This window comes from Kitasatospora purpeofusca (genome assembly GCF_034043715.1).
Taxonomy (GTDB): Bacteria; Actinomycetota; Actinomycetes; order Streptomycetales; family Streptomycetaceae; genus Kitasatospora; species Kitasatospora purpeofusca_A.
In genome coordinates, this window is record NZ_JAXCLC010000065.1 from 1 (window position 1) to 22,890 (window position 22,890).

The window sequence follows — 22,890 nt, forward strand, 5'->3', positions numbered from 1 at the left end:
CCCGTCCGCGGGGGGGGCCCCCGCGCCCTCGTGTTGGGGCCGGGGCCCCGCCCGTTCCGGGGAGAGGTGCGTCAGGCGTCCAGCTTCTCCGGCTCGCCCCGCCCGCCCTGCTCCGACTGCTCGGCCAGGGCGGCCTTCTTGGAGGCCATCAGGCTGGTCACGGTGGTGACGGCGAGCACCACCACGATGAAGCCCAGCGAGAGCGGGATGCCGATCTCCGGCACATGCACACCCTGCTCGTGCAGCGCGTGCAGCACCAGCTTCACCCCGATGAAGCCCAGGATGACCGACAGGCCGTACGACAGGTGGACCAGCTTCTTCAGCAGCCCGCCGATGAGGAAGTACAGCTGCCGCAGACCCATCAGGGCGAAGGCGTTGGCGGTGAAGACGATGTACGGGTCCTGGGTCAGGCCGAAGATCGCCGGGATCGAGTCCAGCGCGAACAGGACGTCGGTGGTGCCGATCGCCAGCATGACGATCAGCATCGGGGTCATCAGCCGGCGGCCGTTCTCCCGGATGAAGAGCTTGGTGCCGTGGTACTTGTCGGTCGACGGGAAGCGCTGCTCGATCGACTTGAGCAGGCGGTTCTCCTCGAACTCCTCGTCCTCCTCGTCGGCCCGCGCCTCCTTGATCAGCTTCCAGGCCGTCCAGATCAGGAAGCCGCCGAAGATGAAGAACACCCAGGAGAACTGGGCGACCAGCGCGGCACCGCCGGCGATGAAGACCGCGCGCAGCACCAGGGCGATGATCACACCGAACATCAGCACGCGCTGCTGGTAGATCCTCGGCACCGCGAACTTGCCCATGATCAGGATGAAGACGAACAGGTTGTCGACACTGAGCGACTTCTCGGTGATGTAGCCGGCGAAGAACTCACCGGCCGGTGTCGCGCCGGAGTGCCACCAGAGGAACCCGCCGAAGAGCGCCGCCAGCACCACCCAGACCGTGGTCCAGACACCGGCTTCCTTGATCGAGACCTCGTGCGGCTTACGGCCGCCGATGAAGAAGTCGGCCACGACCAGGGCCAACAGCACCACGATCGTGCCGACCCACAAACTTAGGGAAACGTCCACTACTGCTCCTCCGGCAGGTAGGCGAGACAGTCATCGTCACTGCCGGAGGTCTCTTCCGCCCGTCGGACGCGCCACTGCGCGCCCGCGGACCAGCGCCCCGGGATGCCGCGATGGACATCCGTGATGACGGGGACGACTGCGAGGGAATACTCCCCTCCGCTGCAAGAAGGGTAACAGCACTCCCAAGGAAAGGTAAAGAAGGTAAAGGACCGTCAGAGGAACGGCTCGATGGCCGGCAGCAGGTCCTGGAAGGACCGGCCCTTCGCCGGGGCGCCGATCGCCTGCATCTCCCAGCCCCCGGCGCCGTCCCGGAACACCTTCGCCATGATCTGCCCGGTGTGCGGACCGCCGCCGGTCAGGTCGTAGCGGGCCAGCTCCAGCCCGGTCGACTCGTCCACCAGCCGGCAGTGCGCGTTCTGCACCTCGGCGAAGGTCTGCCCGGTGTAGGAGCTGACCGTGAACACCACCTGGGTGATGTGCGGCGGCACGTGCGCCAGGTCGACCAGGATCGCCTCGTCGTCCTCCCCCGCCCCGGAGCCGCCGACCAGGTTGTCCCCGGTGTGCCGGACCGAGCCGTCGGAGCTCTCCAGGTGCTGGAAGAAGACCACGTCGGACGGGGTCCGCTCGGCGTACAGCAGCGCCGAGGCGTCCAGGTCGATCTGCCGCGTCCGGCCGCTGAACAGGCCCCGCCGGGGCGCCGCCCGCCAGCCCAGGCCCATCCGGACCACGGTGAGCGTCTCCCCCGGGCCCTTCTGCAGGCTGACCCGCTGTCCCTTGGCCAGGTACACCGACACGGCGGTTGTCCTCTCTGCCCGGCCGCACGGGATCCCCGCGCCGGCTCCACGGTGGAACACCCCGTTGCCGTCCCCCGGCTGAGGCCCCCTCTTTCCGGCCGCCCGACACGGACGGCACCGCAGGCCAGCCTAGGCCCTGCGGTCGAACGCCTTTCCCGCCGTCTACCCCTTCACCGGGGCCGCGACGCGCCGCCCGGGGCGGCCGGTCCGAGAACCGGCCACGCCCGGTGACCGGTCCGGTGCCGATCCGGCGTCGGCGGGCGACCGCTACGCGATACCGGCCTCCCGCATCTGCCGCAGCTCCCGCTTCAGCTCCTTGACCTCGTCGCGCAGCCGGGCCGCCACCTCGAACTGGAGGTCGGTCGCGGCGGCGTGCATCCGCTCGGTCATCGACTGGATCAGCTCGGCCAGCTCGGCCGCCGGCATCGACTTCGCCGGCTTCTGGTCGGCACCCAGGGCCGGCACCGGTGCCTTGCCCTTGGCCCCCTTGCCGCCGGGCGCGCGGTAGCCGGTGGACAGCAGCTCGTCGGTGTCCACGTCCTCGCGGGCGAGGGTGGCCAGGATGTCGCCGATCTTCTTGCGCAGCGGCTGCGGGTCGATCCCGTGCTTCTTGTTGTACGCCTGCTGGACCTCCCGGCGGCGGTTGGTCTCGTCGATGGCCTTCTCCATCGCCGGGGTGATCCGGTCCGCGTACATGTGGACCTGGCCGGAGACGTTCCGGGCCGCGCGGCCGATGGTCTGGATCAGCGAGGTGCCGGAGCGCAGGAAGCCCTCCTTGTCCGCGTCGAGGATCGCCACCAGCGACACCTCGGGCAGGTCCAGGCCCTCGCGGAGCAGGTTGATGCCCACCAGCACGTCGTACTCGCCGGCCCGCAGCTCGCGCAGCAGCTCGACCCGGCGCAGCGTGTCGATGTCGCTGTGCAGGTACCGGACCCGGATGTCCAGGCCGAGCATGTAGTCGGTGAGGTCCTCGGACATCTTCTTGGTGAGGGTGGTGACCAGGACCCGCTCGTCCTTCTCCACCCGCTTGCGGACCTCGTGCACCAGGTCGTCGATCTGGCCCTCGGTCGGCTTGACGATCACCTCGGGGTCGATCAGGCCGGTCGGGCGGATGATCTGCTCGACCTGGCCGTCACCCCGGGACAGCTCGAACTTCCCCGGGGTCGCCGACAGGTAGACGGTCTGGCCGATCCGCTCCAGGAACTCCTCCCACTTCAACGGGCGGTTGTCCATCGCCGAGGGCAGCCGGAAGCCGTGCTCGACCAGGGTCCGCTTGCGCGAGGCGTCGCCCTCGTACATGGCACCGATCTGCGGCACCGTGACGTGCGACTCGTCGATGACCAGGAGGAAGTCCTCCGGGAAGTAGTCCAGCAGGGTGTTCGGCGGGGAGCCGGGCTCGCGGCCGTCGAAGTGCATCGAGTAGTTCTCGACCCCGGAGCAGGTGCCGATCTGGCGGAGCATCTCGAGGTCGTAGGTGGTGCGCATGCGCAGCCGCTGGGCCTCCAGGAGCTTGCCCTGCTTCTCCATCCTCGCGAGGGTCTGCTCCAGCTCCTTCTCGATGTCGGTGACCGCGCGCTCCATCCGCTCCGGACCGGCCACGTAGTGCGAGGCCGGGAAGACGTACACGGAGTCGTCCTGGCTGATGATCTCGCCGGTGAGCGGGTGCAGCGTGTACAGCGCCTCGATCTCGTCGCCGAACATCTCGATCCGGACGGCCAGCTCCTCGTAGACCGGGAAGATCTCGATGGTGTCGCCGCGGACCCGGAAGGTGCCGCGGGTGAAGGCCAGGTCGTTGCGGGTGTACTGGATGTCGACGAAACGGCGCAGCAGCACGTCCCGGTCGATCTCCTCGCCGACCTTCAACCGCACCATCCGGTCCACGTACTCCTGCGGGGTGCCGAGGCCGTAGATGCAGGACACGGACGCGACCACGATCACGTCCCGGCGGGTGAGCAGCGAGTTGGTCGCCGAGTGGCGCAGCCGCTCGACCTCCTCGTTGATCGAGGAGTCCTTCTCGATGTAGGTGTCCGTCTGCGGGACGTACGCCTCGGGCTGGTAGTAGTCGTAGTACGAGACGAAGTACTCGACCGCGTTGTTGGGCAGCAGCTCGCGGAACTCGTTCGCCAGCTGCGCCGCCAGCGTCTTGTTCGGCGCCATCACCAGGGTGGGCCGCTGCAGCTTCTCGATCATCCAGGCCGTGGTGGCCGACTTGCCGGTACCGGTGGCACCGAGCAGGACGACGTCCTTCTCCCCGGCCCGGATCCGCCGCTCCAGCTCGGCGATCGCCGCCGGCTGGTCACCATTGGGCTGGTAGGGACTGACGACCTCGAAGGGCGCCACTGACCGCTCAATACTCGTGATGGGTCGCACGCCACCACCGTACGACCCAGCACCGACAACCGGAGACCGTTCACTCAGGCCGCATGCGCCTCAAAGGTGATCGCGGGCTCCGCCGCGGGGTCGATGCGGACCGCCGAGTCGAAGGCGGCGGCCAACCGCTCGATCAGCGGCAGCGTGGGGTCGACCCCGCTCTCCTCGATGCTCTCGACGGTCTCCTCGTCCAGGCCGGTCCGTTCGGCGAGCTCGGCGAGAGTCCAGCCGAGAGCCGAACGGCGGGCGTGCACCGCCTCGGCCAGCGCCATCCGCCGACCCGCGGCCCGGTACTCCTCGGTCTCCCGGTGTTCCGGTGGCACGACCCAGCGGGTGTGGTAGCCGCCGCTCATCGCTCCTCCTCGTCCCTGTCGTAGACCTCGTGCTCGCCGGCGGGCCCGTGCTCGGCCTCGCACACCTTCTGCGCCCGGTGCGCCCGCCCGACCTCGTCGCTCTCGCGGCTCCTAGGGCGTGTCCTTCGGGTCACGTCGGATGGGCGGGCGGCGTTGGGGTGCGTGCATTGGCGGTGCCGAGGAGGGAGTCCATGCGGAGCATCGGCGACCGACGAGAAGCCGTCGAGGTGCGTGCCCCGGCGTCGCCCGCCCGGCGTGATCCGAAAGACACGCCCTGGTCTTGCGGAAGACCGTCAGCAGCACAGCCCGTCGACCGGGGGCGAGCCAGTACGTGATCCGCATCGACCCGATCCGCAGCTCCCGCAGCGGACCGCCGAGATGGCTGGCCAGCGGGAACCGCATCAGTTCGCCGTCCTCGGCCAGCCGGTCGGCGGCACGCTCGGCCGTCCGGTACTCGGCCGTCGAGCAGGTACGCAGCCAGGCCCGCACCTCGGGCTCGATCTCGATCTTCCAGGCCGCCCCGTCGCCGGTCACGTGCTCCCCTCCCGGTCTCCCTTCCGTACCGCAGGGAGCAACGCCCGACCGGGGCGGAGGTCACGCTGTCAGTTCTTGGCGCTGTCCCGGGCGAGGGCGACGAGGCGGGAGACGGCGCGGAGGTACTTCTTGCGGTAGCCGCCGCGGAGCATCTCCTCGGGGAAGACCTGGTCGAAGGGGAGGCCGGAGGCGGTGACGGGGAGTTCGCGGTCGTACATGCGGTCGGCGAGGACGACCAGGCGCAGGGCGGTGGACTGGTCGTCGACCTGGCGGACGCCGCGCAGGCAGACGGCGGTCACGTCGTCCAGGAGGGCGCCGTAGCGGCTGGGGTGGACGGCGGGGAGGTGGGCGAGCAGGGTGTCGAAGTCGTCCAAGGAGGCGCCGGGGGTGCGGGCGGCGACGGCGTCGACCTCGGTGTCCCGGTAGGGCGGCGGGGCGTCGGGCAGGCCGCGGTGGCGGTAGTCCTGGCCGTCGATCCGCATCGGGCGGAAGTGCGCCGACAGGCCCTGGATCTCGCGCAGGAAGTCGGCGGCGGCGAACCGGCCCTCGCCCAGCTTCTCCGGCAGGGTGTTCGAGGTGGCGCACAGCTTGACGCCGTTCTCGACCAGGCGGCCGAGCAGGGTGGAGACCAGGACGGTGTCGCCCGGGTCGTCCAGCTCGAACTCGTCGATGCACAGCAGGCGGTGGTCGGACAGGGTCCGCACGGCCTGCTGGAAGCCGAGCGCGCCGACCAGGTTGGTGAGCTCGACGAAGGTGCCGAAGGCCTTGGGGCCGGGGACGGCGTGCCAGAGCGAGGCGAGCAAGTGGGTCTTGCCGACGCCGTAGCCGCCGTCGAGGTAGATGCCGGCCGGGCCGGCCGGGGCGGGGGTGCCGCGGCGGAACCAGCCGCGCTTGGGCGCGGCGCCGTTCCCGCCGTTGAGCGCGCCCGCGAACTGCTCCAGGACCTGCACGGCCTCGTACTGGCTGGGCTGGCCCGGGTCCGGGAGGTACGTCCCGAAGCTCACGTCGGAGAAGCGCGGCGGCGGCACCATCTCGGCGACCAGGCGCTCGGCGGGCACGACCGGGCGGCGGTCGGTGAGGGCGATCGGCGAACCGGTGGCGCCGGCTGTCGGCTCGGTCACGGTGGCGGGGCGGGAGGCTGCGGGCACGGTGGTCAAGGGTACGCCCGCTCGGCGCGGACTCCGACCCCGGCCGCTGCGAGACTGGAAGCATGCAGCAGCTGATCAGTCCGCCGGGGGCGGCGTTCGAGGATCCGGAGTCGTCGGAGGCGCTCGCCGCCGTGTACGCGTACCCCGGGCAGGTGGATCGGGGCCGCCCGTGGCTGCGCGCCAACATGGTGGCCGGCCTGGACGGCGGGGCGCGGCTGGACGGGCTCTCGGCGGGCCTGTCGAGCACGGCCGACAAGCGGATCTTCGGGGTGCTGCGGGCGCTGTCGGACGTGGTGCTGGTGGGCGCCGAGACGGTCCGGGCGGAGGGGTACGGGCCGGCCGGGGCGCCGGCCGCGTTCGCCGCGGCGCGCCGGGCGGCCGGGCAGGCACCGGCCCCGGTGATCGCGGTCGTCAGCCGCTCGCTGGGCCTGGACCTCGCGGCGCCGCTGTTCACCGAGCCGCTGGTGCGCACGGTGGTGGTCACCACCGAGGACGCGCCGGCACGCAGCCTGGACGCGGTGGCCGAGGTGGCCGAGGTGATCGCGGTCGGACGGGGTTCGGTGGACCTGCGGGCGGCGGTCGCGGCGCTGGCGGACCGGGGCTGGACGCGGATGCTGACCGAGGGCGGCCCCCGGCTGCTGGGGCAGCTGGCCGCCGCGGACCTGCTGGACGAGCTCTGCCTGTCGCTGGCCCCGCTGATCACCGGCGGCGACGCGCCGCGCATCATCCACGATGCGGAAATGCCTGACGTGCGACGGATGCGGCTGGTCTCATTGATCGAGCAGAAAGGATTCCTCTTCACCCGTTACCTGCGTCCGCCGACCCCGTGACCTCCGGGACCGTGACCCCGCTCCCTTCTGGGACTTCCTCCGCGTGGCCCGTGTGCCGGGTGAGCAGCGTGCGGAAAGCTTCCGCCGGGCAGTATGGGATGCGAAGCCGGGGCCCGGGGGCCCGGTATCTGGAAGGGACTCACGTGTTCAAGACGGTACTGATGATCGAAAAGGCGCTCTCCGACGCCGACGTGGAGCTCGTCACCACGCTGCACAGCGAGGAGAAGGTGTCCTTCGTCGTCCTGATGCAGCCGCGCGGCAAGCAGGACGAGCTGCTGCGGGCGCTGGACGACGTCGCCCTCGGCCACCTCGACAAGGTGGTGCACGAGCACGACGAGACCGGGAGCGGGCCCACGGTCGCCACCGAGTCGCTGGAGCACAGCCTGCGCCACCTGCGCGAGGCCGGTGCCGAGGCGGTCGGCGAACTGGTCGAGGAGAAGCCGCTGGAGCGGCTGCGCGCCGTGGTGGAGGAGCACCGGGCCGACGAGGTGGTGGTGCTCACGTCCCCGCACTTCGTGGAGGAGTTCTTCCACCGCGACTGGGCCTCCCAGGCCCGCCACAAGGTGGGCGTCCCGGTGCTGCGGCTGTTCGCCAGCGACTCCTGACCCCGGCCCTCCCCGCGCCGGGCGGGGAGGGGTCCGGACGCCGTCGTGGTGCAGAATCGTCCTTGCGGTCCGGTGTGCCCCGGCCGCGAGGACGATGCGCCGTCGTCCGCACCTCCCCCCGTCCCCGCCCGTACGGAGCCCCGCCTTGAACGACGCCGCGCACGACCTGCACGCCCCGCACTTCATCGGCATCGGCGGCGCCGGCATGTCCGGCCTGGCGAAGATCCTCGCGGTGCGCGGGGCCAGCGTCTCCGGCAGCGACTCCAAGGAGTCCGAGACCGTCCTCGCGCTGCGCGCCCTCGGCGCCGGCGTCCACATCGGCCACGCCGCCGGGAACGTGCCGGACGGCGCGAGCAGCATCGTGGTCTCCAGCGCCATCCGCGCCGACAACCCGGAGCTGGCCGCGGCCCGCGAGCGCGGCATCCCGGTGGTGCACCGCTCCGACGCGCTCGCCGCGCTGATGGGCGGCCGCCGGGCGCTGGCGGTGGCCGGCACCCACGGCAAGACCACCACCACCAGCATGCTCGCCGTCGCCCTCGGCGAACTGGGCCTGGACCCGTCCTACGCGATCGGCGGCGACCTCGACGCCCCCGGTTCCAACGCCCACCACGGCACCGGCGAGATCTTCGTCGCCGAGGCCGACGAGAGCGACCGCAGCTTCCACAAGTACGCGCCCGAGGTGGCGATCGTGCTCAACGTGGAGCTGGACCACCACGCCAACTACGCCTCGATCGACGAGATCCACGAGTCCTTCGAGACCTTCGTCGCCCGGATCACCCCCGGCGGCACCCTGGTGGTCTCCGCCGACCACGACGGCGCCCGCGAGCTGACCGCCCGGGTGGCCGGCCGCGAGGGCCTGAACGTGGTCACCGTCGGCGCCGCCGAGGACGCCGACCTGCGGGTGCTGTCGGTCGTCGCGCACGGCATGACCAGCGAGGTCACCGTGCTGCTGGACGGCGAGGAGCTGGGCTTCACCGTCTCGGTGCCCGGCCGGCACTACGCCCACAACGCGGTCGCCGCGCTGGCCGCCGGCGTCGCGCTGGGCGTCCCGGCCGCGGACCTGGCCAAGGCCCTCGGCGCCTACACCGGCGTGCGCCGCCGGCTGCAGCTCAAGGGCGAGGCGGGCGGCGTCCAGGTGATCGACTCCTACGCCCACCACCCGACCGAGATGACCGCCGACCTGGAGGCGATCCGGGAGGCCACCGAGGGCCGGGTGCTGGTGGTGTTCCAGCCGCACCTGTTCAGCCGCACCCAGCAGCTCGCCGAGGAGATGGGCGCCGCGCTGGCGCTCGCCGACGCCTCCGTGGTGCTGGACATCTACCCGGCCCGCGAGGACCCGATCCCCGGTGTCACCAGCGAGCTGATCCTGGACGCCGCCCGCCGGGCCGGCGCCGAGGTCACCGCCGAGCACGACTTCGACGCCGCCCCGGCCCTGCTGGCCGGCCTGGCCCGCCCGGGCGACCTGCTGCTCACCATGGGCGCCGGGGACGTCACCAACCTGGGCCCGGCCATCCTTGAGAACATCGAGAGGGGCTCGCAGCACCTCGCGAACGTTCCCACCAACGTCTGAGTCCCCCGACCTGGAGCCGTCATGAGCTACGAGATCGAGAAGACCGACGCCGAGTGGCGTGAGCAGCTCTCCCCGGAGGAGTACCACGTCCTCCGGGAGGCCGGCACCGAGCGCCCGTTCACCGGCGAGTACACCGACACCAGGACCGTCGGCGTCTACAGCTGCCGGGCCTGCGGGGCCGAGCTGTTCAGCTCGGAGACCAAGTTCGACAGCCACTGCGGCTGGCCGTCCTACTACGCGCCGCTCGCCGGCGACAGCGTCCAGTACATCGAGGACACCACGCTCGGCATGCGCCGGGTCGAGGTCCGCTGCGCCCGCTGCGGCGGCCACCTGGGCCACGTCTTCGAGGGCGAGGGCTACGGCACGCCGACCGACCAGCGGTACTGCATCAACAGCGTCTCGCTGACGCTCAAGCCGGCGGAGTAGCGGCGACCGGCCGCGTGGGCCCGGTACCCCGACGGGGTGCCGGGCCCACTGCTGTCCGGGGCACTGCCGTCCGGGGCCACAGCTGCCCGGGCTACAGCTGCCCGGGCTACAGCTGCCCGGGCTACTGCTGCCCGGCCCGCTGCTATCCGGCCAGCGGGGTGAAGCGGACCGGGAGGCGGACCAGGGCGCGGTGGAAGGGGCCCGGGCGCCAGCGCAGGGTGTCGGCGGGCTCGGCGAGTTCCAGGTCGCCGATCCGGCTGGTCAGCTGCTCGACGGCGGTGATCGCGATCAGCAGGGCCGGGTCGCGGGCCGGGCAGGCGTGCGGGCCGGCCGCCCAGGCCAGGTGCGCCGATTCGCCGCTGCGCAGCCCGGCGGTGTCGGGGCTGTCGGCCGGCGGTGCGGCCTCGGAGTTGGCGGCGGCGTAGGAGACCAGGACGAGCGAGCCGGCCGGGATCGCCCGGCCGTGCAGGACGGTGTCGCAGCGCGGGTAGTGGGCGGAGAGGTTGGCCAGCGGCGGCTCGTGCCAGAGCACCTCGTCGATCGCCTGGTGCGCCGTCATCGCGCCGCCGAACAGCGAGCCGGCGTAGCGGGCGTCGGTGAGCAGCCGGCGCAGGGCGTTGCCGATGAGGTTGGTGGTCGGCTCGTTCCCGGCGATCATGGTCAGGGTGATCTGCCGGACCACCTCGTCGTTGTCGAGCCCCGCCGGGTGGGTGAGGAACCACGAGGTGAGGTCGTGCCGGGGGCGCTCGCGGCGCTCGGCGACCATCGCGGTGACCACGGCGACGAGGTCCGCGTACGCGGTCACCGCCTGCCGGGTGGACTCGATCATGCCGACGATGCCGGCCACCAGCCGCTCCCGGTGCTCGTCGGGCACGCCGAACCAGGTGGTGACCACGTGGACGGGCAGCCGGCGGGCGTAGTCGGCGATGAGGTCGGCGGTCCCGGTGGCCCCGAAGGTGCCGATCAGCCGGTGGGCGACCTCGGCGACCCGGCGCTGCAGCAGGTGCGGCTCCAGCAGCGCGAGGCCGTCGGTGATCACCTGCCGGTAGCGGGCGTGCGTCTCGCCGTCGCTGAACAGCGCGGTCGGCCGGTAGCCGAGCACCGGCAGCAGCGGGGAGTCCGGGGGGACGGTCTGCTGCCAGGCCCGGGAGTCCTTGGAGTAGGTGTCGGTGTCGCGCAGCAGGTCCAGCGCGGCCTGGTAGTCGGTGACCAGCAGGGCTCCGACGCCGGGCGCGATCTCCACCGGGGCGACCGGGCCCTGCCGGCGCAGCCGCTCGTAGACGGTCTGCGGGTCGGCGGCGAAGGCCGGGCCGTGAAGGGCGGTCGGGGGCTGCGCGGTCGGGGGCTGGGCGGTCGAAGGCTGCGCGGTGGTGGGCTGGGCGGTGGTGGGCTGGGCGGTGGTGGGCTGGGCGATGGGGGTGGTCATGACTGCTCCGGGGCGGAGGGCGGCAGGCCGTGCAGGACGTGTTCGGTGAGGGCGATCAGGGCGTCCAGGCTGGAGCCGCGCTCGCGGGCGTCGCAGAGCACCAGCGGGGTGGCCGGGTGCAGGTCGAGGTGGGCGCGGAGCACCTCGGGCGGGTGCGCCGGCGATCCGGGGAAGCGGTTGACGGCGACCGCGTACGGCAGGCCCTGCTCCTCGACCATGTCCATGATCTCGAAGGAGTCGGCGAGCCGGCGGGTGTCCGCCAGGACCAGGGCGCCGAGGGCGCCGCGGGCGATGTCCTGCCAGAGCGGGAAGAACCGCCGCTGGCCGGGGGTGCCGAACATGTACAGCACCACCTCGCCGGGCAGGGTGAGCCGGCCGAAGTCGACCGCGACCGTGGTGGTGGCCTTGCCGGGGAGGCCGGCCAGGTCGTCGACGGGGGCGCCGGTCTCGGTCATCGCCTCCTCGGTGTGCAGGGTGGGGATCTCCGAGAGGGTGCGGATGAAGGTCGTCTTGCCGACGCCGAAGGGGCCGGCGACCACGAGCTTCATCAGCGTCTGTTCGGGGTCGGGCAGGTAGCCCACCCGGTCCGGGCGCTCCGGACCGGGCGGCCTACCGGAGAGTGCGGAGTCCAACGAGGAGCCTCTCGACGAGGGAGCGGTCGGTCTGCTGGGCGCGGGGGATCGGCGCGCGGGCGTGCAGGCAGCCCGCCTCGACCAGGTCGGCCGCGAGGAAGACGGTCGCGCTGACCGGGAGCCGCAGGTGCGCCGCGGCCTCCACGACGGTGAGCGCGCCGGGTCGCAGCAGTTCCCAGAGCCGCCGGTGCTCGGCCTCCAGCTCGGTGAGCGCCTCGGGGTGCTCGGCGCCGGTCGCGAACAGCACGGTGAGCCGTTCGAATCCGTCGGCGCCGGCGCGGGCCCGGCCGCCGGTGGCCAGGTAGGCGGGCACCATCCGCCTGCGGGGGACGGCGGTCATGACCGCGGGGCGTCCTGCCGCCTGGCCGGGCTGGCCAGGGCGCGGCCGAGGGCTGCCACCTGGACCTGCATCTGGTAGGCGACGTTGCCGAGCTGGGCCTCGGGCGTGGTGAACACCGCGAGCGAGGTGTTCTCCCCGGCCGGGACGACGACGGCGAAGCCCAGCTCGGACTCGACCACGGTCTGCGCCAGCCGGGGCTGCTCGGTGTCGGTGAAGGCGGTGGTGAACGCGCGGGCGGCCGCGTGGACGGTGGCGGTCATCGCGGCGACCCGCTCGGCGGAGGCGCGGCCGAGGCCGGCCGAGGCGGCCTCGACCAGGCCGTCACCGGTGGCGATCACCGCGTGGACGACGCCCGGCAGCTCCAGGAGCGGGCTCAGCACCCACCCGATCCCTTCGGCGGCGGCCGGGGCGCCGCCGGTGGGCGCGGTGGCGGGTGCGGGGGTGGCGGTGCTGGGGCTGGACGTGCTGCTCACGGCGCGGCTCCTCAGGAGGTCTGGGTGCTCCGGCGGCCGGACGCCGCCGCAGGACCGGCGCCGGTGTGGGCGGCGTCGGGGCGGGGCGGGGCCGCCCGGTCGGCGCCGGCGGGGCCGGACGCCTCGGGGGACGGGGAGTGGGGGCTCTGGGGGGCGTCGGCCTCGGTGACGGGGGCCTCGGCGGTGGTGGTGGCCTCGGTGACGGCGGCCGGGCGCGGCTCGGCGGCCTCCGCGGTGACGGCCTCCGCGACGGCGGCACGGCCGGAGCCGGTGCCCTGCTGGAGCGCCTGCCAGCGGGCGGCCGCCTGCTCGGGCGTCCGCACCGGGCGGACCGCGCCGGGCGCGGGCGCCGCGGCACCGTCGGCGGGCGAGGGCTGCGCGGGCACCGGCCGACGCCGGCGGCGGCTGGGCAGTCCGGTGCCGTCGTCCGGCGCGCCGGGCTCGTCCGGCACCGCCCGCACCGACGGGACGGCGTGCACCGGCGGCCCGTCGGACGGACGCGGCAGGTCCGACGGACGCGGCGGCTCGGCCGGGCCCGGCCGGTCCGGCACCGGGGGGACGACATGGATCGCCGGGACACCCTCGCGCGCGCGTCCGCCCGCAGTGGGGGCCGGAGCGGCAGGACCGGCTCCGGACCGCAGCGGGAGCGGGGTGAGTACCGACAGCGGCTGCTCCTCGTCCACCACCGTCAGCAGCCCGGCCGGGATCCGGACCAGGGCGCGCATCCCCCCGTACGGGGAGGGCTCGACGTGGCAGGAGAAGCCGTACTGCCGGGCCAGCTTGCCGACCACCGCGAACCCGGTCCGCGGCGGGTTGCCCAGCTCGGTGAGCAGCACGTCGGACGGTCCCGCGAGCAGTCGGCGGGCCCGGCGGAGCTGGTCCTCCTCCATCCCGATGCCGCTGTCGTCGACGATCACCAGCGCGCCCCGGCCGCCCTGCTGGAGGGTGACCGGTACCTCCGTCTCGGGGTGCGAGTAGGCGGTGGCGTTGGCGAGCAGTTCGGCGACCGCGATGGCCACCGGCTCGGCGGCCCGGGCCACCACGGCCAGCCGGCCCTCGCGCAGGTGGTTGGCCACCTTGATGCGGGCGTAGCCGGGCACCCGGGAGAGCGCGCCGACCACCACCTCGGCGAGCGGCGAGTCGGTGCGGGCCAGGCCCGGCCAGGCCTCGCAGAGCACGGCGACGGTCTGGATCCGGCGCAGCGCGACCTCGTTGCGGAAGTCGACCTCCAGCAGCCGGGGGTCGTCGTTGTCGTCCTGGAGCTGCTGGACCAGGCTCTGGATCTGGTAGAGCAGGGTCTGGATCTTGGACGTGGCGCCGCGCATCGCGGAGCGGGCGGCGGCGTCGACGCGCTCCCGCTCCTCGGTGACGGCGGCGGCGGCCGCGTCCAGGACGGCCTGCAGGGCCCGCACGGCGTCCGGGCCGACGGCGGCGGCGTCGAGCGGCCCGGCGACCGGTGCGTTGGGGTGGCTCAGCCGCAGGGCGGCGGCGGCGACCCGCTCGGTGGCGAGGTGGCCGATCTCCGCCAGCAGGGCGGCGACGCCGGCCCCGGCCGCCGCGGCGCGCTGCTCGGCGGCGGACGCCCGCTGGTCGGCCTCGGCGGCGCGCTGTCCGGCCTCGGCGGCCCGGTTCTCCGCCCGGTGGGCGCGGTCCTCGGCGGCCAGCGCGCGGTCGGCCGCGCCGCCGGCCTCCGCGGCCGCCTGCCGTGCCTCGGCCCCGGCCTCGCGGGCCTGCTGCTCGGCCCGGGCGGTCTGTCCCTCGGCGGCGCGGGCGCGTTCGGCGGCCAGGCCGGAGGCGGCCTCGGCGGCGTCGGCCCGGGCCGCCGCGCGCGAGCGACCGCGCGCCAGGAGCGCGGCGGCCACGAGCGCGGCGAGCGCGATCAGCGCCAGGGCCGGTACCAGGAACTGCGTCATCGACGTCCTCGGAGTTTCCTTGTACGAAGAGCGGGCTCGGTCGGGAGGGGCGGTGGCGGGCCGGGCCGACCGGCGGTCGGGGGCCGCCGGTCGGGCGGTGGAGCCGGTGCCGGGTGCCGCGGGACGGCGCCGGGGCTCAGGCCGTGGCGTGGTCGTCCGCGCGCGCCCGGGGTGCCCGGCGGTCGGCGTCCGCGTCGGCGTCCGCGTCGGCGCCCGCGTCGAGTTCGCGGGCCACCTGTGCCACCTGGCTCATCGCCGCCAGGATGTTCGGCACCTCGCCGCCGTCCAGGTGCCGGTACTCGGCGCCGACGGTGAGCACCAGCCGCTCGGGCAGGCCGAGTTCGGGGTACCGCCGCTCGGCGATGATGCGGCGGGCCGCGTCCAGCGCGGTGAGGCCGGCGGTGTGCAGGGCGTGGGTACGCTCGCGGACGTGGCCGAGGTAGGCGATGTGCTCGTGGACGCCCGGCCGGTCGAGCACCGGTCCGTGGCCGGGCACGATGATCCGGGCGCCGGTGGCCAGGATCCGCTCGCAGGCGGCGATGACGTTCTCCAGCGGACCGGCCCAGTGCGAGGGGTGGTCCCCGGGCTGGGCGGCGGTCGATCCGAAGATCACGTCGCCGGCGAACACCGCGCGCTGGTGCGGGAGGTGGACGATGAGGTCGCCGCCGGTGTGGGCGGCGGGCAGGCCGGTGATCTGCACCGGGTACTCCCCCACCCGCAGTTCCAGTTCGCCCTGGAAGACGGTGTCCGGGTGGACGGGCTCGGTCCCGGACCAGTCGAACTGCCCGAAGTGGCGCCGGAGGTAGTCGCCGAGCGGCGAGTCCGGGTCGCTCCCGGTGACCAGCGCGTGGGTCTGCTGGGGCGTCGGCTCCCAGTGGATGTGCTCCAACGCCTCGCGGGTGGCGATCACTTCGGCGTCCGGCAGCACGCCCGCGCCCCAGAGGTGGTCGCCGTTGGCGTGGGTGACGACGATCCGGTCGACATCGACGCCGTCGGCCAGCCGCTCGCGGCTCTCGGCGAGGAACTCGGCGGCCAGGGAGGGGTCGTAGGGGGTGTCGATCCACAACGCTGTCCGTCGCCCGGCGAGCAGTCCGCAGTTGGCCAGGCCCCAGCCCCGCTTCGGCGGGAGCCAGACGTACAGGTCCTCGGCAATCGCGCTCACGTTCGCACGGTTGATCGTCATGGGCGCGATTATGCCGATGATGTGACAGCGATGGAGCGAAACCCTGGCGTTTTCGGCCATTCCCCGCCCCGGACTCTCCCGTCCCGCCCCTTTCCTCCCGGTTCGCCGCCCGCCGCCGTTCCGAGATCAGGTCAACGGGCGCTCGGCAGCCGGCCGGGGACCGGGTCGGCGCTCGCCGGGGCGGACGGCCGACGCCCGGTCAGCCGGACGGCAGGACACGGCAGACCTCCACCGTCACGTCCACGGTGTCCAGGCCGATCACCCGGCCCTCGACGGCGACGAATCCCTTCTCCCCCGAGCGGAACAGCCCGGCCAGCGGGGACTGCCGCCCGGCCGCCGCGAGCGCCTCCACCGCCATCGCCGAACCGAAGGCGAAGACGCCGCAGAGCACCACACAGGGCGCCTGCCGCGAGGTGCGGGTGACGAACACGAAGCCGTGGTCGCGGACGAGTTCGTCGGCCGCGTTGTACTGCGCCTCGAAGGCCATCCCGCCCCAGCGGGCCCGGGCCGCCTGCGGGTGCTCCAGCCGGAAGTCCGGGAAGTCGGTGGCCAGGACGCCCGCCGAGTAGGCGTTGACGCTCGGCCCGCCGACCGAGAAGGTCGGCATCCGCGGGTCCTGCGCGCCCGCGGTGACCAGCTCGATGGTGGCCTTGCGGTTGATCTTCCGCAGCAGGTCGGTGAGTTCGGCGATGGCCCGCGCCTCGGCCATCGGCATGAACAGCACGTTCCTGGGCCCCCGGCTGGTGAGCGGGCAGCCGTCCTTGGCGTAGGCGAACTCGGCCACCTCGATACTCGGGGTGACTATCTGCACCCGGCTGTACGGGCCCAGCAGCGCGCGCAGGAAACCGTAGCGCAGGAAGAGGCGGGCCCGGGCGAGCGACCGCGCCGCGAGAAAGCCGAGCACGGCCGGGACGAACCCGACCAGGATCTGGAGCAGGATCTCCATGGCACCCCCGCGATGACTCGGGCACGAACTGCCGGCGCGGATGTGATGCCCCCGTAGAACCCCGGGAACTCCCGAGCCGGGCCGACACCCCGCGTCCACTCCCGGCCATGCACCCGATTCACCCGTACGGCTCAGTGCTCCGGACCGCCCGTCCGGCCCGACGGGCGTTGCACTCCGTCACCCCCGGCCGGAGCCCGGACCGCCACCGGCGGTCCGCCCCACCGACGATCCGTCTCCCGGCGGAACCGGCCCCACCAGCGGCGATGCGCGAAATCCGGGCCGCGCCCGCACATTGACCCGACGCCAAGCTCAAGTAATGCTCTGAGATGACCGGTCGAGGCTTGGCAGCCGCTCCGTCCGGGGACATGCTCAGCACCACAGCCCGGCGGCCCCGGCAACGAGGCCCGCGCCGACCGACGGCTTTCCACCCAGCCCTCCGAAGGGGGCGCCCGATGACCTCCCCCGCCCTGCGGACCGCTCCACAGCCGCCCGCGACGACGACGGGCCCCACCGCCGGCAGCACCTCCGTCGGCACCACCGCCACCGCCACCATCACCGGCACCACCGGCAGCACCGGCACCGCGCGCCGGCTCGGCGTCGGCCTCGGCTGGCGCAGCGAGATCGACACCGTGGTCGAGCGGCAGCCCGGCCTGGACTGGGTCGAGGTCGTCGCCGAGAACATCTGCGACGACCACCTCCCCGCGTCCCTGCGGATCCTGCTCGACCGCGGCCTCACCGTGGTCCCGCACGGTGTCGGGCTCGGCCTCGGCGGCGCCGACCGGCCCGACCCGGCCCGGCTGGCCCGGCTCGCCGGGACGGCCGCGCTGCTCGGCTCCCCCGTGGTCACCGAGCACCTGGCCTTCGTCCGGGCCGGCGGCCTGGAGGCCGGCCACCTGCTGCCGGTGCCGCGCTCGCGCGACGCCCTGCGAGTGGTCGCCGAGAACGTGCGGATCGCCCAGGACCAGCTGCCGGTGCCGCTGGCCCTGGAGAACATCGCCGCCCAGCTGTCCTGGCCGGACGACGAGCTGACCGAGGGGCAGTTCCTGGCCGAGCTGGTCGAGCGGACCGGGGTCCGGCTGCTGATCGACGTCGCCAATCTGCACACCAACCGGGTCAACCTCGGCATCGACCCGGCCGCCGAACTGGACCGGCTGCCGCTGGAGGCGCTCGCCTACGTGCACGTCGCGGGCGGCACCATGGTCGACGGCGTCTGGCACGACACCCACGCCCACCCGGTCACCGAACCGGTGCTGGAGGTGCTGGCCGAGCTGTGCGCCCGGGTCGCGCCGCCCGGGGTGCTGCTGGAGCGCGACGCCGCGTTCCCGCCGCCGGCCGAGCTGGCGGCCGAACTCGACGCCGTCCGGCGGGTGCTGGAGGGCGGCCGGTGACCGCCGCCCCCGCTTCCGCCACCGACGCCGCGCGGGCCCGGCTGGCGGCCCGGCAGACCGAACTGCTCACCGCCCTGGTGGCCGGCGGCCCGGTGCCGCCCGGCTTCGACCCGGCGCAGGTGCGCGCCCAGGCGACCGGCCTGGCCGCCAAGCGGCGCGACACCGCCGCCAAGGTCGCCCCGGAGCTGTCCCGCCTGCTCGGCGAGCAGTACGGGCCGCTGTTCCTCGCCTACGCCCGCAGCCGTCCGCAGACCGGCGGCTACCGCGCCGACGCCCGGGCCTTCGCCGAGTGGGCGCTCGCCGGGCGCCCGGAACCGTCCGAGGACCAACGGCGGGCCCTGGAACGCTGGCTCCACCCGGCGTCCGAGCACCGGTCGCCCAAGGACCGGTCACCCGAGCACCGGTCGCCCGAGCACCGGTCGCCCGAGCACCGCTCCGAACGCCGGCCCGGCCCGCTCGCCCGCCTGCGCCGCGCCCTGCGGCCCGGCCGGGAGACCTGAGCCCCGCACCCGGACCCGCACCACCTCCTCAGCACCGTGCCCGTCCGCCCCGTCGCCGCGCCCGCCCGGGCCGCGCACCCGCCCGGACCGCACCGCAGAACCGCCCCACCACCGCCCCACGACGGCGCCACGCGCGCCCGAACCATGTCTCACCACCCGGGGGAACCACTCATGTGGCACAACGCCTACTACCTCGTGCCCGGCGTCCTGCTGGCCGCCGCCGCGCTCTACGCCTGGCAGGCCAAGCAGGCCGCGCAGCGCGTCAGCAACCCGAAGGGCCTGCCCGGCCGCGGCATCGCCCTGCTCGAGGCCGCCTTCCTGGCCGGGGGTCCGGGCCGGGTCTTCGACACCGCCCTGGTCCGGATGCACCGGCGCGGCCACGTCGTGGTCAGCCGCTCCCGGCTGGTCACGCTGACCGCGACCGAGCCCGTCGACGAGGTCGACGGCGCGATCGTCGACGCGATCGGCCCGTCCCGCAGCCGCGACCTCGACTCGCTGCGCGTCGCGGCGATGCGCGCGCCCGCCGTCCAGGCCGTCGGTGACGCCCTGGCCGCCCGGGGCCTGCTGCGCAACCCGGAGCGGCTGCGCCGGGCCCGGACCGCGCACCGGACCGTCTGGCTCGCCGTGGGGGTCACCGCGGCCTTCGCCGTCGCCGCCCCGCTGCTGGACTCCGACCGGCCGGGCAGCGACGGCCCCGCGCTCTGGATCCCGCTGCTGCTGCTCGCCCTCGGCCTGGTCTCGCTGCTGGTCACCCGTCCGCCCAAGGGCCGGGTCACCCCGGCCGGGCGCCGCCAGCTCGGGCTGATGGAGACCGGTACGCCCTGGCACCCGCACCACGGCGCGTTCGTGACCGGTGCCGACGCCGTCCTGCTCGGCGCCGTCGCGGTCGGCGGGCTGGCCCTGCTCGGCGCCGACGGCCTCGGCGACGCGGAACTGCACGAGGCGATGCTCGCCGCGGCGGCGGCCGACCAGTCGGCCCGGGCCGTCGCAGCCTCCACCGGCACCGGCTCCTCGTCCTCCGGCACCTCGTCCTCCGGCACCTCCTGCTCCGGCCCGGCCACCTGGTGCGGCTCCTCCTCCGACTCCCCGGACTCCTCCGGCTCCTCGGGCTCCTCCGGTTCGGGCTGCGGCAGCTCCTTCAGCTGCTCCTCGGGCTCCTCGGGCTCCTCGGGCTCCAGCTGTTCCTCGGGCTCCTCCGGCTGCGGTTCCTCCTCGGGCTCCAGCTGCGGCGGAGGCTCCAGCTGCGGCGGCGGGGGCTGCGGATCCTGAGCCCCGGCCGGGAGCCGACGGCCCTGCGGACGTCACAGTTCGGTATCGCGCTCCGGGAAGACGTTCCGCGTACGGCGCGGCCGGGACTACAACAAGCCCATGTGGCTGCTCTTCCTCCTCCCGGCCTGCGTCGCCGCGGTGCTCTCCTGCATCCGGCTCGTCCGGACGACCGCGACCGCCGACGCGCTGTCCGGTCAGGAGGGCCCCCGGCCGGCCGAGGCGGTCGGGATCGGGCTCTACGAGACGGCGTACCTGGCCGGCGGACCGGACCGGGTGGTCGAACTCGCGCTCGTCCTGATGGCCTCCCGGGGGCGGCTGCACCTCGCCCACACCGGCTGGACCACGGTCGTCGACCCGCGCGGCCGCAGCCGGCTGGAGCGCGCGGTGATCGCCACCGTCGGCCCCGGGGGCCAGTGCCGCACCGACGACCTGCGGCTGGCGATGGCCGCGCACCCCACCGTGCTGGAGATCGGCAGCCGGCTCTCGCTCGCCGGGCTGGCCACCCCGGCGACCGTGCGGCGGCACACCGTGCTGGTGGTCCGGCAGGTCCGGCAGGCGCTGCTGTTCTCGCTGGTCCTGCTGGCCGTGGCGCTGGTCGTCGGCGGCCTGGTCGACGGTGACGCGCTGACCCCGCTGGCCTGGTTCTCGCTGCCGCTGGTGCTCACCTCGGGCACCCTGCTGATGGCCAGGGTCGACGTCTACCCGTACACCCGCTGGGCCTCGCCGACCGGCCAGGAGGTGCTCCGCGAGGTCCGCCCGCCGCGCCAGCACGGCCTCACCGACGACGACGAGCGCGAACTGCTCACCGCCGTCGCGATGAACGGCCCCGCCGTCCTCACGGACGCCCGGCTGCGCGCCGCCCTGCGCCGCCACTGACACGCCGCAGGGCCCGTCCGCCCGGCAGTTCTCCGGCGGACGGGCCCTGCGGCGTGCCGGCCCGCGGGTGTGCTCAGACCAGGCCGTTGAGCAGCTCGGCGACCGGCTTGCGGCGGCCGGTGTAGAACGGCACCTCCTCGCGGACGTGCAGCCGGGCCCGGGACGGGCGCAGGTCGCGCATCAGGTCCACGATCCGGTGCAGCTCGTCCGCCTCGAAGGCGAGCAGCCACTCGTAGTCGCCCAGCGCGAACGAGGCGACCGTGTTGGCCCGCACGTCGGGGTAGCCGCGCGCCATCTGGCCGTGCTCGGCGAGCATCGCGCGCCGCTCGGCGTCCGGCAGCAGGTACCACTCGTAGGAGCGCACGAACGGGTACACGCAGACGTAGTCGCGCGGGCGCTCGTCGGCGAGGAACGCCGGGATGTGCGACTTGTTGAACTCCGCCGGGCGGTGCAGCGCCATGTTCGACCAGACCGGCTCCAGCTGCCGGCCCAGGCCGGTGCGGCGGAAGCGGTTGTACGCCTCCTGGAGGTCGTCCGAGTCGGCGGCGTGCCACCACACCAGGATGTCGGCGTCCGCGCGCAGACCGGACACGTCGTAGGTGCCGCGCACGGTGACGTCCTTGGCGTCCAGCTGGGCGAACAGCTCCTCGACCTCGGTGACCAGGCCGGTGCGGTCCTCGGGCAGCGCGCCCTTGAGCTTGAACACCGACCACATGGTGTAGCGGATGACCTGGTTCAGGTCCCGCGCCTTCAACTTGGCGGGCTGCTCGGCGGCCTGCTGCTCAGTGGTCTCAGTCATGCGCCCATTGTCCTCTCGGTGACGTTCGCCCCGGCCGTCGGGGTCAGTACTCGGTCGAGTGCGGCGACGGCCGCCCGGGCGCTCGCGACGCACGCCGGGATGCCCACGCCGTCGTACGCGGCGCCGCACACGGCCAGCGCTCCCACCCGGTCCGCCGCCGCCCGGATCCGGGCCACCCGGTCCAGGTGGCCGACCGGGTACTGCGGCAGTCCGGCCCGCCACCGGGTGACGGCGGTGTCGTACGGACGGGCGGTCAGACCGATCGCCTCGCCCAGGTCGGCCAGCGAGCGGGCGACCAGTTCCTCGTCCGCCAGCTCCAACGGCTCCTCCTCGCGCAGCCGGCCCAGCGAGGTGCGCAGTACGAAGGCGTCCGGCGCGGACCGCTCCAGCCAGCCCCACTTGTTGGAGGAGAAGGTGGACGCCTTGATCCGGCGGCCGTCCACGGGCGGGACGAGGAAGCCGCTGCCGGCGGGTGTGCGCGCCAGGTCGGCGCGGCGGAAGGCCAGGGTGACCAGCGCCATCCCGGCGTACTCCACGGTGTCCAGTTCGGCCGCCGCGGCGGGGGCGTCGGCGCGCAGCAGCCGGGCGGCGGCCGGCGCGGGCACGGCCAGCACGACGGCGTCCGCGGCGAGCACCTCGCCGTCGCCGGTGGTCACCCGCCAGCCGTCCGGGGTGCGGCGCAGCTCCGTCACCGCGGTCCGGGTGCGCAGCTCGACGCCGGCCCCGGCGCAGGCCGCGGCGACCGCCTCCGGCAGGGTGCCGAGGCCGCCGCGCAGGCCCTGGAACACGGGGGTGCCGACGGTCGCCGGCCGGGTGGCCAGCCGGTGCACGCCCTCGACCAGCGACCCGCCGCCGCGGGCGACCGGCAGCAGCGCGGGCACCGCGGCGCGCAGCGAGATCTCGTCGCTGTGCCCGGCGTAGACGCCGCCGAGCAACGGTTCCACCAGCCGGTCCACGACCTCGCGGCCGAGCCGGTCGGCGACGTAGCGGCCGATCGCGACGTCCGACGCGACCGCCTCCCCGAGCACCTCGTGCCGGGCCCGCTCCAGTCCTTCGGGGCTCAGCACACCGGAGTCCGCCAGCGCGGCGAGGTCGCCCGGGACGCCCATCACCTGTCCGCCGGGCAGCGGCCGCAGCGCGCCCCTGGTCCAGATCGCGGCCTTGGCGGTGGTCGGCGGCTCCAGCCGCTCGGCGAGCCCGACGGCCCGCGCCAGCTCGACCGCCTCCGGCCGCCGGGCGAGCATCGACTCCGCCCCGAGGTCCACCCGGACCCCGCCGACCTCGCCGCCCCGCAGCTTCCCGCCCAGCCGCTCCGAAGCCTCCAGCAGCGTCACCCGCGCCCGCGCCGGCTCCCCCGCACCCCCGCCGACCACGGCGGCGGCGGTCAGCCCCGCGATCCCGCCGCCGATCACCACGACATGTGCTTGCGCCATGCCCCGCAG

21 protein-coding genes and 1 pseudogene are annotated in these 22,890 nt (G+C 74.3%); 7 read left to right on the forward strand and 15 right to left on the reverse strand.

Annotated elements, in window-relative coordinates:
- Positions 1-71: 71 nt before the first annotated feature.
- The 6 genes from SM793_RS27865 to zapE all read right to left on the reverse strand — a co-directional run bounded on the left by SM793_RS27865 (position 72) and on the right by zapE (position 6,245).
- Complete coding sequence (locus SM793_RS27865) at positions 72-1,073, reverse strand: TerC family protein (RefSeq protein WP_320441049.1); 1,002 nt, start codon at positions 1,071-1,073, stop codon at positions 72-74.
- A 212-nt stretch (positions 1,074-1,285) separates the two neighbouring features.
- A complete protein-coding gene (locus SM793_RS27870; protein WP_320441050.1) occupies positions 1,286-1,867 on the reverse strand; it encodes a TerD family protein in 582 nt (193 codons plus the stop codon).
- Between the two features lie 267 nt (positions 1,868-2,134).
- On the reverse strand, positions 2,135-4,237 hold the full coding sequence (uvrB, locus tag SM793_RS27875; protein ID WP_320441051.1) for an excinuclease ABC subunit UvrB: 2,103 nt from the start codon (positions 4,235-4,237) through the stop codon (positions 2,135-2,137).
- A gap of 44 nt (positions 4,238-4,281) precedes the next feature.
- Entirely contained in the window at positions 4,282-4,590 is a 309-nt protein-coding gene (locus SM793_RS27880) for a helix-turn-helix transcriptional regulator (protein ID WP_320441052.1), read from the reverse strand.
- Positions 4,591-4,701: 111 nt separating this feature from the next.
- Positions 4,702-5,124 carry a type II toxin-antitoxin system RelE/ParE family toxin gene (locus tag SM793_RS27885; RefSeq protein WP_320441053.1) on the reverse strand — a complete coding sequence of 141 codons (423 nt, stop codon included), beginning with the start codon at positions 5,122-5,124 and terminating at the stop codon, positions 4,702-4,704.
- A 68-nt stretch (positions 5,125-5,192) separates the two neighbouring features.
- The gene (gene zapE, locus SM793_RS27890; RefSeq protein WP_413816049.1) at positions 5,193-6,245 is read right to left on the reverse strand and encodes a cell division protein ZapE; all 1,053 of its coding nucleotides are present in this window, start codon (positions 6,243-6,245) and stop codon (positions 5,193-5,195) included.
- A gap of 89 nt (positions 6,246-6,334) precedes the next feature.
- Here zapE and SM793_RS27895 point away from each other — a divergent pair, with 89 nt between their 5' ends.
- The 4 genes from SM793_RS27895 to msrB all read left to right on the forward strand — a co-directional run bounded on the left by SM793_RS27895 (position 6,335) and on the right by msrB (position 9,703).
- On the forward strand, positions 6,335-7,102 hold the full coding sequence (locus tag SM793_RS27895) for a pyrimidine reductase family protein (protein WP_320441055.1): 768 nt from the start codon (positions 6,335-6,337) through the stop codon (positions 7,100-7,102).
- 143 nt (positions 7,103-7,245) lie between these two features.
- Positions 7,246-7,707, forward strand: coding sequence for an indole-3-glycerol phosphate synthase (locus SM793_RS27900; RefSeq protein ID WP_320441056.1), 462 nt, complete (start codon positions 7,246-7,248; stop codon positions 7,705-7,707).
- A gap of 145 nt (positions 7,708-7,852) precedes the next feature.
- Positions 7,853-9,277: a UDP-N-acetylmuramate--L-alanine ligase gene (gene murC / locus SM793_RS27905; protein ID WP_320441057.1), complete on the forward strand. Its 1,425-nt coding sequence runs from the start codon at positions 7,853-7,855 to the stop codon at positions 9,275-9,277.
- A gap of 21 nt (positions 9,278-9,298) precedes the next feature.
- A complete protein-coding gene (msrB, locus tag SM793_RS27910) occupies positions 9,299-9,703 on the forward strand; it encodes a peptide-methionine (R)-S-oxide reductase MsrB (RefSeq protein ID WP_320441058.1) in 405 nt (134 codons plus the stop codon).
- 142 nt (positions 9,704-9,845) lie between these two features.
- Here msrB and SM793_RS27915 read toward each other — a convergent pair whose 3' ends face one another.
- From SM793_RS27915 to SM793_RS27945, 7 genes are all read right to left on the reverse strand, one after another.
- Positions 9,846-11,129, reverse strand: a complete 1,284-nt coding sequence (locus tag SM793_RS27915; RefSeq protein ID WP_320441059.1) for a cytochrome P450 — start codon at positions 11,127-11,129, stop codon at positions 9,846-9,848.
- On the reverse strand, positions 11,126-11,761 hold the full coding sequence (locus tag SM793_RS27920) for a GTP-binding protein (protein ID WP_413816047.1): 636 nt from the start codon (positions 11,759-11,761) through the stop codon (positions 11,126-11,128). Before SM793_RS27920 ends, SM793_RS27915 begins: the two co-directional genes overlap by 4 nt.
- The gene (locus SM793_RS27925; protein ID WP_320441060.1) at positions 11,739-12,101 is read right to left on the reverse strand and encodes a DUF742 domain-containing protein; all 363 of its coding nucleotides are present in this window, start codon (positions 12,099-12,101) and stop codon (positions 11,739-11,741) included. The genes SM793_RS27920 and SM793_RS27925 overlap by 23 nt, the downstream gene beginning before the upstream one ends.
- Complete coding sequence (locus tag SM793_RS27930; protein ID WP_030394988.1) at positions 12,098-12,490, reverse strand: roadblock/LC7 domain-containing protein; 393 nt, start codon at positions 12,488-12,490, stop codon at positions 12,098-12,100. Before SM793_RS27930 ends, SM793_RS27925 begins: the two co-directional genes overlap by 4 nt.
- 95 nt (positions 12,491-12,585) lie before the next feature.
- The gene (locus SM793_RS27935) at positions 12,586-14,487 is read right to left on the reverse strand and encodes an ATP-binding protein (protein WP_320441061.1); all 1,902 of its coding nucleotides are present in this window, start codon (positions 14,485-14,487) and stop codon (positions 12,586-12,588) included.
- A gap of 136 nt (positions 14,488-14,623) precedes the next feature.
- Complete coding sequence (locus SM793_RS27940; protein ID WP_320441062.1) at positions 14,624-15,670, reverse strand: MBL fold metallo-hydrolase; 1,047 nt, start codon at positions 15,668-15,670, stop codon at positions 14,624-14,626.
- 199 nt (positions 15,671-15,869) lie between these two features.
- The gene (locus tag SM793_RS27945) at positions 15,870-16,616 is read right to left on the reverse strand and encodes a hypothetical protein (RefSeq protein WP_320441063.1); all 747 of its coding nucleotides are present in this window, start codon (positions 16,614-16,616) and stop codon (positions 15,870-15,872) included.
- A gap of 551 nt (positions 16,617-17,167) precedes the next feature.
- On the opposite strand from SM793_RS27945, the pseudogene SM793_RS27950 reads away from it, so the two are divergent.
- From SM793_RS27950 to SM793_RS27960, 3 genes and pseudogenes are all read left to right on the forward strand, one after another.
- Positions 17,168-18,504: pseudogene (locus tag SM793_RS27950) on the forward strand (DUF692 domain-containing protein).
- 171 nt (positions 18,505-18,675) lie between these two features.
- Entirely contained in the window at positions 18,676-19,773 is a 1,098-nt protein-coding gene (locus SM793_RS27955) for a TIGR04222 domain-containing membrane protein (protein WP_320441064.1), read from the forward strand.
- A 99-nt stretch (positions 19,774-19,872) separates the two neighbouring features.
- Positions 19,873-20,649, forward strand: coding sequence for a TIGR04222 domain-containing membrane protein (locus tag SM793_RS27960; protein ID WP_320441065.1), 777 nt, complete (start codon positions 19,873-19,875; stop codon positions 20,647-20,649).
- A gap of 73 nt (positions 20,650-20,722) precedes the next feature.
- Here the strand turns inward: SM793_RS27960 and hemQ are convergent, their stop codons facing one another.
- Positions 20,723-21,448, reverse strand: a complete 726-nt coding sequence (hemQ, locus tag SM793_RS27965; RefSeq protein ID WP_320441066.1) for a hydrogen peroxide-dependent heme synthase — start codon at positions 21,446-21,448, stop codon at positions 20,723-20,725.
- Entirely contained in the window at positions 21,445-22,881 is a 1,437-nt protein-coding gene (gene hemG, locus SM793_RS27970; RefSeq protein WP_320441067.1) for a protoporphyrinogen oxidase, read from the reverse strand. Before hemG ends, hemQ begins: the two co-directional genes overlap by 4 nt.
- Positions 22,882-22,890 lie beyond the last annotated feature (9 nt).